15 protein-coding genes are annotated in these 13,865 nt (G+C 66.4%); 3 read left to right on the forward strand and 12 right to left on the reverse strand.

The genetic code is table 11. The features are described from left to right. Positions 1-282 precede the first annotated feature (282 nt). The gene (locus H6A21_RS08110; protein WP_204562244.1) at positions 283-702 is read right to left on the reverse strand and encodes a peptide deformylase; all 420 of its coding nucleotides are present in this window, start codon (positions 700-702) and stop codon (positions 283-285) included. Between the two features lie 187 nt (positions 703-889). Here H6A21_RS08110 and H6A21_RS08115 point away from each other — a divergent pair, with 187 nt between their 5' ends. Then, positions 890-1,504 carry a tRNA (cytidine(34)-2'-O)-methyltransferase gene (locus H6A21_RS08115; protein WP_204562245.1) on the forward strand — a complete coding sequence of 205 codons (615 nt, stop codon included), beginning with the start codon at positions 890-892 and terminating at the stop codon, positions 1,502-1,504. 140 nt (positions 1,505-1,644) lie between these two features. Here the strand turns inward: H6A21_RS08115 and H6A21_RS08120 are convergent, their stop codons facing one another. From H6A21_RS08120 to H6A21_RS08130, 3 genes are all read right to left on the reverse strand, one after another. Further along, positions 1,645-3,075 (reverse strand): amidophosphoribosyltransferase, encoded by a 1,431-nt coding sequence (locus H6A21_RS08120; protein WP_204562246.1) that lies wholly within the window; start codon positions 3,073-3,075, stop codon positions 1,645-1,647. A gap of 167 nt (positions 3,076-3,242) precedes the next feature. After that, a complete protein-coding gene (locus tag H6A21_RS08125) occupies positions 3,243-4,109 on the reverse strand; it encodes a DNA/RNA non-specific endonuclease (protein ID WP_204562247.1) in 867 nt (288 codons plus the stop codon). Between the two features lie 140 nt (positions 4,110-4,249). Continuing rightward, positions 4,250-5,041, reverse strand: a complete 792-nt coding sequence (locus H6A21_RS08130; protein WP_204562248.1) for a tyrosine-protein phosphatase — start codon at positions 5,039-5,041, stop codon at positions 4,250-4,252. 402 nt (positions 5,042-5,443) lie between these two features. Here H6A21_RS08130 and H6A21_RS08135 point away from each other — a divergent pair, with 402 nt between their 5' ends. Further along, a complete protein-coding gene (locus H6A21_RS08135; RefSeq protein ID WP_204562249.1) occupies positions 5,444-5,989 on the forward strand; it encodes a hypothetical protein in 546 nt (181 codons plus the stop codon). Between the two features lie 22 nt (positions 5,990-6,011). On the opposite strand, the gene H6A21_RS08140 is transcribed toward H6A21_RS08135, so the two are convergent. Together H6A21_RS08140 and H6A21_RS08145 are read right to left on the reverse strand one after the other, a co-directional pair. Continuing rightward, on the reverse strand, positions 6,012-6,758 hold the full coding sequence (locus tag H6A21_RS08140) for a GyrI-like domain-containing protein (protein ID WP_204562250.1): 747 nt from the start codon (positions 6,756-6,758) through the stop codon (positions 6,012-6,014). 155 nt (positions 6,759-6,913) lie between these two features. Further along, complete coding sequence (locus H6A21_RS08145; RefSeq protein WP_204562251.1) at positions 6,914-7,069, reverse strand: hypothetical protein; 156 nt, start codon at positions 7,067-7,069, stop codon at positions 6,914-6,916. A 174-nt stretch (positions 7,070-7,243) separates the two neighbouring features. Here H6A21_RS08145 and H6A21_RS08150 point away from each other — a divergent pair, with 174 nt between their 5' ends. Beyond that, a complete protein-coding gene (locus H6A21_RS08150; protein WP_204562252.1) occupies positions 7,244-7,984 on the forward strand; it encodes an SDR family NAD(P)-dependent oxidoreductase in 741 nt (246 codons plus the stop codon). A gap of 112 nt (positions 7,985-8,096) precedes the next feature. On the opposite strand, the gene H6A21_RS08155 is transcribed toward H6A21_RS08150, so the two are convergent. The 6 genes from H6A21_RS08155 to H6A21_RS08180 all read right to left on the reverse strand — a co-directional run bounded on the left by H6A21_RS08155 (position 8,097) and on the right by H6A21_RS08180 (position 13,646). After that, the gene (locus H6A21_RS08155; RefSeq protein ID WP_204562253.1) at positions 8,097-8,264 is read right to left on the reverse strand and encodes a hypothetical protein; all 168 of its coding nucleotides are present in this window, start codon (positions 8,262-8,264) and stop codon (positions 8,097-8,099) included. A gap of 79 nt (positions 8,265-8,343) precedes the next feature. Next, positions 8,344-9,363, reverse strand: a complete 1,020-nt coding sequence (locus tag H6A21_RS08160) for a CAP domain-containing protein (RefSeq protein WP_204562254.1) — start codon at positions 9,361-9,363, stop codon at positions 8,344-8,346. A 290-nt stretch (positions 9,364-9,653) separates the two neighbouring features. Next, positions 9,654-11,084, reverse strand: a complete 1,431-nt coding sequence (locus H6A21_RS08165) for an alanine/glycine:cation symporter family protein (protein ID WP_204562255.1) — start codon at positions 11,082-11,084, stop codon at positions 9,654-9,656. Positions 11,085-11,292: 208 nt separating this feature from the next. Beyond that, positions 11,293-12,090 carry an ABC transporter permease subunit gene (locus tag H6A21_RS08170; RefSeq protein WP_204562256.1) on the reverse strand — a complete coding sequence of 266 codons (798 nt, stop codon included), beginning with the start codon at positions 12,088-12,090 and terminating at the stop codon, positions 11,293-11,295. Between the two features lie 9 nt (positions 12,091-12,099). After that, on the reverse strand, positions 12,100-13,020 hold the full coding sequence (locus H6A21_RS08175; protein ID WP_204562257.1) for an ABC transporter ATP-binding protein: 921 nt from the start codon (positions 13,018-13,020) through the stop codon (positions 12,100-12,102). Next, positions 13,017-13,646 carry a TetR/AcrR family transcriptional regulator gene (locus tag H6A21_RS08180; protein ID WP_204562258.1) on the reverse strand — a complete coding sequence of 210 codons (630 nt, stop codon included), beginning with the start codon at positions 13,644-13,646 and terminating at the stop codon, positions 13,017-13,019. Before H6A21_RS08180 ends, H6A21_RS08175 begins: the two co-directional genes overlap by 4 nt. Positions 13,647-13,865: the final 219 nt, after the last annotated feature.

Here is a 13,865-nt window from a genome sequence, read left to right on the forward strand (position 1 = left end):
AATGTTCATGCTCCTCGCCTCTCCAATCCAAGCTCGCGGAGCGTCTTGCCACTCGGCGGGGTCATACCATGGAACACAAAGAAAAAGCCGTCCTCTTCGTCGTACTGGTAAACCAATTCTACAAGTCTTCCTTCGCCATCAAGGCCAACCGCCAGCCACGCTCCCGCAGGACGCTGTCGATACCTGGCACCCAACCCCATTACACACAACGACGGGGCGCCCGGATGCTGCGATCGCATCCGGGCGCCCCGTCAGTGTCGGCACGATGTTTCGGCTGCGGCCTTACACGAGCCTGCCGTTGCAGTGGTCGATCATGTGCTGGATCATCTGGGCCTCCCAATCGGTGAAGTCCGCACGGCGGCGCTTGAGCTCGCCGTCGACCAGCTCGTCGTAGTTCACCTTGATCTTGATGAAGCGGGTGACCTTGTGGGCGTCGTCGTGCGACAGGCAGCGCTCCTCGCACTTGAAGGCGCCGAGGCCGAGCATCATCTTGGGATTGAACAGCGCGTGGATCTGATCGTCGTCATCCTTGTAGACGCACACGGCCTTCGTCACACCGATCTGGTTGGCCGCCAGGCACACGGCGTCGTCGATGGAGTTCATGGTGTCAATGAGGTCCTGGACGAGCGCGGCGTCCTCGGCCGTGGCGGGCTCGCAGGTCTGGGAAAGGATGGCGTCGTCGTGCACGAGCTCTTTGATCATGAATGGGGTCCCTTCGGATACGGTTCGCTTGGTCGCGCGCAAGCGCGCCCCACGATAGTAGCGTAAATGGCGCGACGCGGCGCATTCCCCACGCAATGAACGGCAACCGGACGGCGTGGTACCGTAAGGGACGCCGTGCCCACACGCCCGGGCGCGCGGCCGTACAACGACTAAAAGGAGCAATCGCATGCTGAACATTGTGCTCTTCGAGCCGGAGATCCCTGCCAACACCGGCAACATCGGCCGCACCTGCGTCGTCGCCGGCGCGCGCCTGCACCTGATCGAGCCGCTCGGCTTCTCACTCGACAGCAAGATGCTCCACCGTGCGGGTCTTGGCTACTGGGAGAACCTCGACGTGCGCATCCACCCCTCTTGGGACGCGTTTCTGGACGCCTGCGGGCTGAGGGGCCCTGGGGCCTCAGCGCACCTGCACCTGCTCACCAAGAAGGCGCGGCGCACCTATGCGGAGAGCACCTACCGCGACGGCGACTTTCTCGTGTTTGGAAAAGAAAGCTCCGGCATCCCGGAGGAGATCCTCGCTGCGCTCCCCGAGAGCTGCGAGCGCATCCCCATGCTTCCCGATACCGTCTCGCTTGCCAACCGCGAGCGCTGGGAGGCCAACGAAAGCGCGCTGCATGGCGAGCAGGCCGACGCGGCGCCCTCTCCCCTGCTTCGCCAGGACATCTGCGGCAACTTCATCGACCCCGATGACTACCGCATCAGCGCGCTCAACCTCTCGAACGCTGCGGCCATCGTTCTGTACGAGGCGCTGCGCCAAACCGGCTTCCCGAACATGGCGTAGCGGAGGCCAGCGCGCCCTTTGCCCGCATCCAAAAAAACGGTTCGCCCCGCCGCACCTGATGGCTTGGCGGAGCGAACCGTATCGCTGGTAACAATGGCCCGTCGGGTTCGCCTTGGGCCCGATGCCGCGCGAGCTGAAACCTACTCCTTGCCGTCCCAGCAGTAGGTGCACACCTTTGTGGGGTCGATGCCGATGGCCTCGAGCATGCCGGGCAGCGACTGGTAGCCCAGGCTGTCGAAGCCGAGCTCCTCGCAGATGCGGCGCAGCAAGCAGCCGCCGCGCTCGGTAGAGCTGTCGGCGTACTCGTCGAGATGCTTATCGCCCTCGGGTCCCTCAAGCTCGCGCACCACGCGGCGGGCGATGAGGTCCATGTCGGACTTGCCGCGCGAGAACGACAGATACTTGCAGCTGAACATGATCGGCGGGCACGCGGAGCGCATGTGCACCTCTTTGGCGCCGGCCTCGTACAGGAAGTTCACCGTCTTGCCGAGCTGCGTGCCGCGCACGATGGAGTCGTCCACGAACAGCAGCTTCTTGTCGCGGATGAGCTCGGGCACGGGAATCTGCTTCATCTCGGCGATGCGGTTGCGCACCTCTTGGTTCGCGGGCATGAACGAGCGCGACCAGGTGGGCGTGTACTTGATGAACGGGCGGGCGAACGTGGCGCCGCACTCGTTGGCGTAGCCGATGGCGTGCGGCAGGCCCGAATCGGGCACGCCCGCCACGTAGTCGACGTCCGGCAGGGTGCCCGCGGCCGCCTCGTCGCGCGCCATGATATGGCCGTTGCGATAGCGCATGACCTCGACGTTCACGCCCTCATAGTTGGAATTCGGGTAACCGTAGTACACCCACAGGAACGCGCAGATCTTCATCTGGTCGCCTGCGGGCGCCACCGTCTCGTAGCCGTCGGCCGTGATGCGCACGACCTCGCCGGAGCCGAGCTCGTAGGCGTCCTCGTAACCGAGCTTGTGGTAGACGAACGACTCGAAGGAGATGCAGTAGCCCTCCCCGCCCAGGTCGCGGCCGATCAGCACCGGCAGGCGGCCCATGCGGTCACGTGCGGCGAAGATGGTGCCGTCCTCGGTCATGACGAGCAGCGTAAGCGACCCCTCGACAGCGCGCTGGGCGAACATGATGCCCTCGACCAGGTCTTCCTTCTGGTTGATGAGCGCCGCCACGAGCTCGGTGTTGTTCACCGCGCCGGAACTCATCGCCATGAACTGGGCGCCGCCCTCCTCGAAGTAGTTCTCAATCAGCTCGTTGGCGTTGTTGATAATGCCCACGGTCGTGATGGCGAACACGCCGTGGCGGGAGCGCACGAGCAGTGGCTGGGGGTCGGTATCGCTGATGCAGCCGATGCCGCTCGTGCCGTGGAAGCGCGCGAGGTCCGCGTCGAATCGGGAGCGAAACGGGGTGTTCTCGATGGAGTGGATCTCCTTCTGGAACCCTCCCGTGCCCTCGCAGAACACCATGCCGGCACGTCGCGTGCCCAGATGCGAATGGTAGTCAACGCCGAAGAACACATCGAGCACCACGTCGCGCTTGGACGCCGCGCCAAAGAAACCGCCCATACCTTGCCCTTCCTGTCAGGTTGCGGGGAATGGGCCTAGTATAGAATGCCGCGCCGGAACCAACCCCCGCGAAACGGCTTGAAAAACGTTTTACATCGACGAAGGGCGCCGCAGGGCAGGGCGGCGGCGCAGAAGCGAGGCTGCCGCACGCCGGTGCGCCGTGGCACTCAGGCGAGGCACTGGCCGCAGAGGCTATACCCCATCCGCTCGGCATCGGCAAGCGACCCATGAAAGTCCTCGCGGTTGCCCGGCGCGATATCGGCAGCACCCGGGCACGCAGGGTCGTGCACCTTATGTGAGTTCGTGTTCAGGACGTAGTCACCCCGCTCGATCACCGCTGCGTCGCCCTCGCCCACCGGGGCATCCTCTGCGAGGCGCGCATCGCCCGTGGCGTAGTCGATCTCCACCCCGGGCTGCACGTTCGGGCACCACACGCGAAAGTCGATACCCGCGCCGTCGTCTTCCAGCGAATACGCCTCGACCTCGATGCCGCGGCACACGAGCTCATCGCCTAAGAACTCCGGGGTGGCGCGATAGAACACGTGGTTGCCCGTGTCGTAGATGTAGTCGGCGACCTGCTCCTCGTACGGACGCATCACATCGGCGTTCATGTAGCGCGTGCCGGTAACGAGGTTGCACTCGTTGGCGTTCTCGGCGGCGAGCGCCCAGCCGATCAGGTGGCTGCGGTTGTAGAGCGATTCGCCCTCCACGAAGTCGTAGCGGATGGAATGCCACCCGGTCGGACGGATCTCGCTGATGCTCTCGCGCTCTTCGCCATAGGCGGGAATCGTCTCCGGCCCCAGGCAAGCCTCCGCCACGCCGCAGCGGCCGAGCTCGTCGAGCTCGCTGTAGGACTCGAACCCTAGGTTGTCCTTTGCGCAGGCGATCTCGCGCTCGCTAAACGCCGCTCGCTCGACACGGGGTGCCGCGTCGAGCGCCACATATGAGCTGGTATCGGCAGGGGTCTGGCTGCACGCCGCAAGCGAGAACGCAGCCGCACAGACGACCAGCAGGCGCACGATGCGCTTGAACACGAATATCCTCCTTGAAAGAGCTCCGGCAGACGACCCCACATGGTCCCATGGGACAGCCTTCGCGGCCAGCCTCCTCATCTGTTCGCTGAGGGCACCGACGGCCGCCATGCCGGGGCGGCGCCGAGCTGTTCGCAAATCTTTTACACGAGGTAGCGGGCGCGTAGGGTCTCACGCGCGTCGGCGTCGACGGCGAGCGCTTGCTCGGTGTAGGGCAGGATGCCGCCGAACTCCCGGTCGAGCGCCTCGGTCGCAGCGGCGAGATAGCGCGCGTCAACCCCCTCGAACGGGTCGGACGGTACGCCGTCGTTTACGGCAAGGCCGTAGAAGCGGTTCGTCGCCATGTAGTCGGCCTGGATGACCTCCCAGGGCACGCCGAGCACGGTCTCCATAAGGACAGCCGCCATGCCGCAGCGGTCCTTGCCAGCCGTGCAGTGCCAGAGCGCCGCCCCCTCGTCGAGCGCGAAGATCTCCTCGAAAAACGAGCGGTAGGCGGCGATACCCATGTCGTCGAGCACCACGTGCGGATAGAGCGAGATCATGAGCTGCGCCGGCTCGACCTCGCCGCGCATCACCTCGGCGCGCACGCGCTCCATATCGTCATCGCTACGCGACACGCCCGCCGCGGGCTCCTGGAACACCGGCAAGTGGACGAAGCGCATACCGGGAAACGCGTCGATGGGATCGGGCCGCTCGGCGCATTCCTCGTCGGTGCGCAGGTCGATATCGAGCTTGAGGTCGTACTCGTCGCGCAGGCGCGCAAGGTCGCGCACGGTCCCCCGCTCGAGCAGGCCGCTGCGCAGCAACGCGCGCGGACGGATGCGCCGACCGTCCGCCGCCGGCATACCGCCCAGATCACGCGTGTTGGGCAGTCCCTCGAACGCGATATGGCCGTTGTCGACATGTCCCGCCGCCTGCGCCGCATCCCGCACCATGTCATCCCCTCTTTCACGAATCTCCCTCTTCTGCCCATCCACCTTACCAGAGCGCCCCGACCGATTCCTGCGCACCCGCGTCAGGACTTTGCAAAGCCCACAGGCGCACGGGGCACGCCATGCGCGCCGGCGCCCCGGCATCCAACGGCGCGCAACGGCGCTCCCCGGCGTGCCCCGGCGCGCCAGAGATCATCTTCGTGCGAAAGGCGCGTGAACGAGCGATTCGTGTTCCCTTTGCACGAAGACAATCGGCAACGTGCCTGCAAGGCAGCGCGCCCGCAGGGGGCGGTGAGCCTTGCAGACACGTTGCGCGGGAAATCGCGCTGCCGAGGGAAAGGGTTGCGCCATGCAAGCGGGCCGGTTGGTAGAATGGCTGGGAAAGCCTCGGGAAAGGATTCGCACATGAGAGCACCGAAGACCCTTGCCGCCCTCGTCGCCGCCACGCTCGCGCTGCCGCTCTCGGGTTGCTTCGGCCTACCGGATCTCGGCGAGGTCGCTGGCAGGGCAGGAGAGATCGCGGGCCAGGCCGGCGAGATCGCCAACCATGCCGACGACCTCGCGGCACAGGCGATGGAGCTTGCCGACACGCTCTCCGGCATCGACTACGGCAAGGTGTCCCGCCTCGTCGTGCGCGACGCCGCGACGGGCGAGGCTGTGCGCGAGGTGACGGACCAAGCGGAGATCGAGCGGGCCTTCGAACCGCTCTCCGGCATCAACGGCCTCGCGGACGCACCCGAGGCGGCGGCGGAATACGTCCTCGAGCTGTGGCAACCCGAGACCCAGAAGGCGGGCCAGGACGCCGGCGGCCTCCAAGACGTCAAGGTCCTCGAGACGACCATCTACGAGGGCACCTCGACCGTAACGATCGAGGTGCCGTTCATCGGGCTCAAGCTGGACCTAGCCGCGTCCACCGAGACCGCGGATGCGCTGCGCGGCCTCGCCGGATAGCGAGGATCCCCGGCAGGCGAGGCTAACGCCGCCTCACGGGATGGCGGATCACCGTCTTCAGCTTCTCCGGGCAGGATTTGCGCGGATCTCCGAGATATAGCTCATGATGGGGGCGCACGGAGGGAACGGCGCCGTCCGCATCGAGCGCAGCAAGGAGAGCCTCGGCGTCGAAGGCCCGTGTCGCCGCGTGTCCCTCGGGCGACTCCCCTCCCTCGGCGATGTCGGTCACAAGGCCGTTCTCGACGATGAACGCGGCGAGCGCGGCGACTGTGGGAGGCTCGTCGTCGTACGGACCGATATGCATGACCTGCGCGCAGGGCCCCTCCGCGAAACGCACGAGACGCAGGGCGCCGGATGAGAGCGCGCCGGCAAGCGCGGGCTTCTTCGCGGCGACCATCTCGCAGACCCGCGAGAACACCTCAGGGGTCACGAAATCGGGCTGGCGGATGAGCGAGATCCAGGAAAGCGCGCTCTTGTCTGCGATGGACGCCCCATCGAAGGCCCCTTTGCCGCCCCACCACAGGCCCTCGAGCGGCGGCACGACATAATCGAAGTACCCCGCCGGCTGCCAGGTTCCCTTCTTGGACATCTTCACGGCGTAGGAGAACGCGTAGAGCAGCTCGAGCGCGCGGCTGTACGCGCCGCCCTCCTCGTTCGGATCGCCCGTTCCGGCGACGGCGGCGAACGTCATCGCCGGAACGTCGACGAGCGACGGGGTCGTCTTGGGCTGGTATAGGTCGCGAAACTCCCGCTTGAAGTCGTACGCCATCGTGGCCTCCGTTCCCGCACCGTGACGGCATCACGATACTAGAACATATGTTCGCAATCAAGAGGGTGCTCCCGCGCGAAGCGGGAGCCGGGGCTCGCATGCTGCGGTCTCGCCTGCTGCCCGTCCTCGGATTTCGCGCACCGCGGCGAGCCGCCCTACTCCCCGTGCGCCACGCATTCGATGCACATGGAGGCATACGATTCCGCGACGCGAGCGAAGCGGTCGGGGTCGAACCCCATCCGGTCGATCTCGGCGACATCATGCGCGTCCTTTTCGCGACCGCTCGCCGTCTTGGCGGCCCGCGCGTGCATCGCGCTGTACGTCTGTGGGGTCTCGCATATGCGCGTATCGGCCAGCGCCCCGCCCACCGATACACGCCCGCCGCATCTACCGATACGGTAGGTATCTTTTCGCCAAATGCGGGTACGCGAGAAGCAGTACCCACACCGCGCGGGAGGCCCCGCGCGCACCGGAAAGGACCCTCCATGCTACTTCAAGGCAAAACCGCAGTCGTCACCGGTGGCTCGCGCGGCATCGGCCTCGCCATCGTCAAGCGCTTCCTCGCCGAGGGCGCGAACGTCGCCCTGTGCGGCAGCCGGCCCGAGACCGCCCAGAAGGCGGTCGACGCGATCCTTAGCGAGAACCCCGATGCGCCCGTCATGGGGCTCTCCCCCGACCTCACCGACGAGGCTGCGGTCGAGGCCGCCTTCGCCTCCGCGAAGGAGCGCTTCGGCGGGCTTGATATCGTGTGCAACAACGCCGGCATCTCCCAGTCCACGCCGCTCGGCGACTACACCGCCGACGACTTCGACAAGGTCATCGACATCAACATCAAGAGCGTGCTGAACGGCTGCCAGGCCGCCTCGCGCCTGCTTTCCGCCGGTGGCGTCATCATCAACACGAGCTCCATGGTGAGCAAGAACGGCCAGCCCTCAGGCGTGGGCTACCCCATGTCCAAGTTCGCCGTGAACGGCATCACCGCCTCGCTCGCCCGCGAGCTCGGCCCGGCGGGCATCCGCGTGAACGCCGTCGCACCGGGCGTCACCGCCACCGACATGGTCGCCGCGCTTCCCGAGGAGATGATCAAGCCCATCGCGGACGCCATCCCCATGAAGCGCGTCGGCGCGCCCGAAGACGTCGCGAACTGCTTCGTTTTCCTCGCGAGCGACCTCGCCGCCTACGTGACCGGTGAGATCCTCCATGTCGACGGCGGCATGACGGTCTAGCCGCCCGCGATCGCTCATACGCCCTTTCGCTCGGGCGCCGGGACGTATCCCCTGCACGTCCCGGCGCCCACCTTTATGCCGAACGCGGGCGGATCCGCCGACCCGATGCGCCCTAGGTCGCCGGCGTGAACTCGTATGTCTCGACCATCCCGTCGTCGCCCCCGGAGATCTCGATGCTCTCGACCCGGCTCACGTCGACAAGCCCGGTGAAGACCATCGTCATCACCTGTTCGCCGCGAGCATCCCCCAGCAGGTGAATGTACACAATGTTAAGTACCACACCCAAACGCCGCGAGCGCACGCCCAGATTGCCGCAACGCAACCGACGAAGGCGGATGCGGGGATGCCCGACGGAGCTCCTAGGACGTGAAGACCTCAACCCAGTACTTGTAGCCGTTGTCGTCAATCAGGCAGCCGACGCCGAGCTTCGTGTACGCGGGGTTGATCATGTTGGCGTAGTGCCCGGGCGAGTTCGTCCAATCCTCATTCGCCTCCACCGCAGACCTCTGGCCGGCGGCGATGTTCTCGCCTCCTGCTTGCATCGGGGGGAAGATGGCCATGCAGGGAGATCCGTCAGGGCGCGTATGGGAGAACAGGATCGTGAGCTCGGCAGCGCGGACCTCCGCCACCGCTCCGAGCTCGTCGTCCCACTCAAGCGGCGCCACACCCACTGCGGCACGCGCCTGGTTCACCAGGTCGAGCACCTCGCGCGCCTCGTCGGGACTGTAGCGCCCTCCGAACAGATGCGCCCCGGTGGCCATGTCGAACTCGCGGGGAACGCCGTCGATGACACGGCTCCCATGGACCATGCGCCCGGTCGACGTGTCGTAGTAGACCCACTTGAAGTCGACGTCGGACATCAGGAACCGCCAGCCGTAGAGCACGGCGCCGGTGCTGTCGTCAAAGTACATCCAGCCGGGCTCGTCTCCGTGGCTGCCGTCGATATAGCGCTCGCCGTGGGCCATCTGACCGGTCGTGTAGTCGTAGAACACCCATTTGCCGCCGTTTGAGTCCACGAAGCGGAAGCCCTTCGCCATCTCGCCGGTCACCGGGTCGAAGTAGTACCAGCCGCCATAACGGTAGTCCTCGCCCTTGACCATATGGCCCTCGGCGTCGTAGCGCACCCATTTGCCCTGGCTGCGGTCCTCGTTGGAAACCGGAACGAACACATCCTTGTCAGCTGCCATGGTGCCGTCCGCGTCGAACCAGTACCACGCATCGGACGCAGGATCGTACACCTGCTTGTCACGAGCCATGACGCCGTCGTCGTACCAGTAGCGCTCTCCTCCCGACTCGACCCAACCGTTCTGCGGGGCGGCAAGGGCCGGAGCCGCCCAAGTGAGCGCGCAGACGGCTATCGAGGCGGCCGCCATCTTCATGATGCTCCTGCACGAGACGCCCATGGTTCCCTCCGATTCCCCGCCTGCCGGCAGATTTGATAGACACCCTCATTGTAAAGAGCGGGGTCACCGGCACGAGAGCACCCCATGCGAACGGTCGCGCAGCCTTGGCGGGCGGCAGCACGAACGCATCGTACAATGGAGCCGAGGCCTAGCTTTCTTTCATCGGGAGACGCGACGCAAGACCGTCGCGCCCGGGCTCCTCCACAGGGACCCGCGCTGATGGGGCAGCGGCGGTTGCGCAGCCCCATCCGCGCATCATGCCCGTCCTACTTGTCGCGGAACGTCAGCAGGCTGCGGTAATCCGATCCGCGCGGGCGCCTGAGGTCGGGATCACTGAAGAAGTCCTGGGAGAGACGCCTGATCACCGGCGCGAGCGCGATGAGCGCGATCAGGTTCGGAATCGCCATGAGGCCGTTGAAGCAGTCGGCGAACTCCCACACGGCGTCAAGGTTCGCCACGCAGCCGGCGAAGACCATGGCAACGTAGGCGACCTGGTAGATGCGGATCGCCACGCGTCCGCCCCGGCGCGCCCGGAACAGGTACTCCACGCACTTCTCGCCGTAGTAGTACCAGGCGATGAGGGTCGCGAAGGCGAAGAGCATCAAGCCCACCGTCACCACGTACTGGCCACCCGGGATGCTCTGCCCGAACGCCGCCGAGCTCATGGCGCCCTCGGACATCATGGGATCGGCGCACCACAGCCCGGAGGTGAGGATCACCAGCCCGGTGACGGTGCACATGACGATGCTGTCGAAGAACACCTCGAACGTGCCCCACAGGCCCTGGCGTGCGGGATGGTCGGTATCGGCGGAGGCGTGCGCGATGGGCGCCGAGCCCATGCCCGCCTCATGGGTGAACACGCCGCGCGACATGCCCACGCGGCAGGCGTACATGACCGTTGCGCCCGCAAATCCGCCCGTGGCCGCCGTGCCGGTGAAGGCGTCGCGGAAGATCATGCCGATGGCGGCTGGGATCTCGGCCGCGTTGATCACGAGCACCACGATGGCGGCGATAATGTAGAACACGGCGGCGAAGGGCACCAGCACCTCGGTGATCTGCGAGATGCGCTTGATGCCGCCGATGAGGACGAGCCCGGCGAGGATCGCCACGACGGCGCCGATGACGGGCAGCGGGATGCCGAACGTCGCGTTCACGCTGCTCGCCAGCGAGTTCGCCTGCACGCTCGCCCCGATGCCGAACGACGCAAGGAACCCGAAGATGGCGAAGAGCACCGCGAGCCAGCCGGCCCCCAGGCCGCGGGAGATGTAGTACATGGGGCCGCCGACGATCTCGTTGCGCTCGTTGCGGGTGCGGTAGGCCACCGACAGCGTGACCTCGCAGTACTTGATGACCATGCCCGCAAGCGCGCTCAGCCACAGCCAGAAGATCGCCCCCGGGCCGCCCGTCGCCACCGCGAGCGCCACGCCCACGATATTGCCCGTGCCGAGCGTCGCCGCGAGCGCGGTGCACACCGCCTGGAACGGCGAGATGGCGCCATGCTCGAGCTCGGCTTTGCTCGGCCGGTGGAAGAGCGTCATGGTGGTGTTGCGCATCACGACGTTGAAGCGCGTGAAGACGACGCCGCGGGTGATGACGAGCAGGAACACGCCCGTTCCGATCATCAGCACGACCATGGGGACACCCCACAGCACGTTGTTGTTCAGCGTGGCGAGCATGGACATGAAGTGGTCGAACATGGGCTTCCCCCGGCAGATCTCTCGGTGGGGGCACTCGGCCCCCTCGGCTTGAAAGCTAAAAATACACCCCTCGTGTTTCTAGGGTGTGAACGCGGGCGCGAGCGGTCTTCGCAAGGCGGAAGGGCGTCGGCGCGTCGAGGTCGCCCGGCAGGCCCGCCCGTGCGACACGGCGAGGCCCGCCATCGGGGATGCCCCTGCGGATAATGCCCTACACGCTCAGGTCGCGGCGAGCGAAGACGGCGGTCCCTGCGGCAAACAGCGCCGCGCCCGAGATGCCGAGTACGGCCGCGCCCGCGAGGGCACCGGGCTGCCCGCCGGCGGCCCCGAGGGGATCGAGGAGCGCAAGGGGCGTGATGTCGCCGAGCCAGGAGAGCTCCTCTCCCACCCCCGAGAGCATCTGCACGAGGACGAAAAGCGTGCACACCGAGACGCCCGCCCAGCGGGCCGCCGATACGCTCGGCAGCGTACAGGCGCCCGCCCAGCACGCACCGGACAGGAACACCCACATACAGAAGGTCGCTGAGTTGACGGCGACGAGGTCGGCAACGGCGAGCTCGCCGGGAAACATCGCCTGGGCGCATGCCAACTCGAACACAGTGAGCACCGCGGCGAGCAGGACGAGGCAGAAAAGGAGGACCGCGGCCTGCGAGACCATGAGCCTTATGCGGCCGACGGGCTGCGCGAGCAGATAGGCGATGCTGCCGCGCTCGATATGACGAACCACCAGACGGCTGGCAAGCACCGCCGCGAGGACGAGGGGGAGCACCACGAGCAAAAAGCCGTGCAGGTAGTTGACGACGAACTCAAGGAGCGTCGTGCCCTGGTCGGCCATGCCGAAGGCGGCGAAGAGCTCGGGCATGGCATCGCGCATGAGGGCGAGCGACTCGCCGAGCTCGGGGTCGTACATGCCGATGATGACCCCGGCGTAGAGAACCGTCACCGCAGCGATGATGGCAGTCGGGAGCAGGCAGGAGCGAAGCTCGCGCTTGAAGAGAGGGAGGATCATCGGGACCACCTAACCTTGCCGTGAGGGATCGGCGCCCTCGTACAGGTGCAAGAACAGTTCCTCGAGCGTCTGCTCGCGGGACGTGACCGCGGCCACGTCGTATGCGGAGAGCTCGCCGATGAGCCCGTTCACGTCGCGCACGTCGAGGAGCTCGATACCGCGGGCGTCGCCCGCCGCGGGCTCTGCCCCGTGGGCGAGCTCCCAGCGCGAACGCTCCTGCGCGCTTGCGAACTCGACCGTGTAGCCGCGGCCGCGCATCGAGCGGACCTCGTCCATGGTGCAGGTCATGGCCACCCGCCCCGCACGGATGAACGCCACCCGGTCGCACGCGCGCCCGACCTCCTCGAAGATGTGCGACGAGAGCAGGATGGCAGCGCCCCGCGCCCGCTCCTGCGCCACCAGGTCGAGGAAGCGCTCCTGCATGAGCGGGTCGAGACCGCTTGTGGGCTCGTCGAGCAGAAGCACGTCCGGACGCGCCATGAACGCCGCCACGATCGCCACCTTCTGCCGGTTCCCCTTGGACATCCCGCCGATCCGCGCACGGAGGTCCAGCCCGAACATGTCGACGAGCTCAAGCATCCGGGAGCGGTCGCGCATGCCCCGCATCCCCGCCATGAGGTCGAGGAAGGCCCGCGCGGTCATCTCCCTCATGCATGAGCTCTCCCCGGGAAGATAGCCCAGACGGGCCTGCACCGCCGGACGCTCGCGAAAGCAGTCGTGGCCGAGGACCTCGACCGTTCCCCGCTGCGGCTTGACGAACCCCATCGGATGGCGCATCGTGACCGTCTTCCCCGCGCCGTTGGGGCCGAGGAAGCCGAGCACCTCGCCCGCAGCCACCTCGAGGCTGACGTCGAAGACGCCGCGGCCCCGCCCGTAGTCCTTCGTGAGCCCGCGCACGCCGATCGCGGGCGCCGCCCCGTTCGCTATCATAGGTACTCCTCCCTATACGTCGCCCGCTTGAGCCAGTCGAGCCAGATGAGGAACTCGGAGAGCATCGCCTCCATGTCGAGCTCCCCTCCGCCGCGTAGCCGCTCGTGAAGGTAGCCGTCGCCGCACCACACGAGCATGCGCACCACGCGCATGGGGTCGACGCCCTCACGGAAGCGGTCCCAGCGCACGTGACCCAGATATATCTGCACCATAGCGGGCACCGCGTCTTTCATGAAGGCGTCGAGCGTCCCCGAAACATCCCGATGGCCGAGGTAAAACGCGCGGACGAAAAACTCCGTGACGCGCGGGTTCAGCCCCACGAAACAGGCCTTCCGCGTCACGGCGTAACGCATGATCTCGAAGAAGTCGTCGATCTCGTACCAGCGCTCGTCGACGACCGCGTCGGCCACGCGCCGCGTGAGCACGCCGAGCACATAGAGGTACAACTCCCTCTTGTTCCTGAAGTAGAAGAAGAGCTGGCTTTTCGACACACCGGCGCGCCTGGCGATGTCCGCCGTGGACGCGCGGGCATAGTCCTCGCCGCCGAACACCTCAAAGGCGGCATCCACGATTGCGCGCCTGCGGTCTTCAGGGAGATTCTCGAAGCGCCCGAACCTGTCTGACATGGAGCCTCGCTTTCCCTCGTCCTTCGAGAACAAGGCTACCCTGTTGACCGCGATATGGAAGGGGTCCTGAGCTGGCAGATCGGGTAACGGAGAGGGATTGAATCTGAATCTGAATCTGAATCTGAATCTGAATCTACCCCGATTTCGTTTACACCCCTACGCCGCCTTCATGCGGCGATCGTCCTCGGGCCGGTTGGCCCGCTCGAACTCCTCGGGGCT

Source organism: Collinsella tanakaei (assembly GCF_016902615.1).
Taxonomy (GTDB): Bacteria; Actinomycetota; Coriobacteriia; order Coriobacteriales; family Coriobacteriaceae; genus Collinsella; species Collinsella tanakaei_A.

Bases quoted from the DNA above. Each gene is read 5' to 3' on its own strand.
- H6A21_RS08170 (WP_204562256.1), bottom strand. From the start codon at position 12,090: ATGATCCTCCCTCTCTTCAAGCGCGAGCTTCGCTCCTGCCTGCTCCCG.
- H6A21_RS08160 (WP_204562254.1), bottom strand. From the start codon at position 9,363: ATGAAGATGGCGGCCGCCTCGATAGCCGTCTGCGCGCTCACTTGGGCG.
- H6A21_RS08180 (WP_204562258.1), bottom strand. From the start codon at position 13,646: ATGTCAGACAGGTTCGGGCGCTTCGAGAATCTCCCTGAAGACCGCAGG.
- H6A21_RS08175 (WP_204562257.1), bottom strand. From the start codon at position 13,020: ATGATAGCGAACGGGGCGGCGCCCGCGATCGGCGTGCGCGGGCTCACG.
- H6A21_RS08135 (WP_204562249.1), top strand. From the start codon at position 5,444: ATGAGAGCACCGAAGACCCTTGCCGCCCTCGTCGCCGCCACGCTCGCG.
- H6A21_RS08150 (WP_204562252.1), top strand. From the start codon at position 7,244: ATGCTACTTCAAGGCAAAACCGCAGTCGTCACCGGTGGCTCGCGCGGC.
- H6A21_RS08115 (WP_204562245.1), top strand. From the start codon at position 890: ATGCTGAACATTGTGCTCTTCGAGCCGGAGATCCCTGCCAACACCGGC.
- H6A21_RS08120 (WP_204562246.1), bottom strand. From the start codon at position 3,075: ATGGGCGGTTTCTTTGGCGCGGCGTCCAAGCGCGACGTGGTGCTCGAT.
- H6A21_RS08145 (WP_204562251.1), bottom strand. From the start codon at position 7,069: ATGCACGCGCGGGCCGCCAAGACGGCGAGCGGTCGCGAAAAGGACGCG.
- H6A21_RS08165 (WP_204562255.1), bottom strand. From the start codon at position 11,084: ATGTTCGACCACTTCATGTCCATGCTCGCCACGCTGAACAACAACGTG.
- H6A21_RS08140 (WP_204562250.1), bottom strand. From the start codon at position 6,758: ATGGCGTACGACTTCAAGCGGGAGTTTCGCGACCTATACCAGCCCAAG.
- H6A21_RS08110 (WP_204562244.1), bottom strand. From the start codon at position 702: ATGATCAAAGAGCTCGTGCACGACGACGCCATCCTTTCCCAGACCTGC.
- H6A21_RS08130 (WP_204562248.1), bottom strand. From the start codon at position 5,041: ATGGTGCGGGATGCGGCGCAGGCGGCGGGACATGTCGACAACGGCCAT.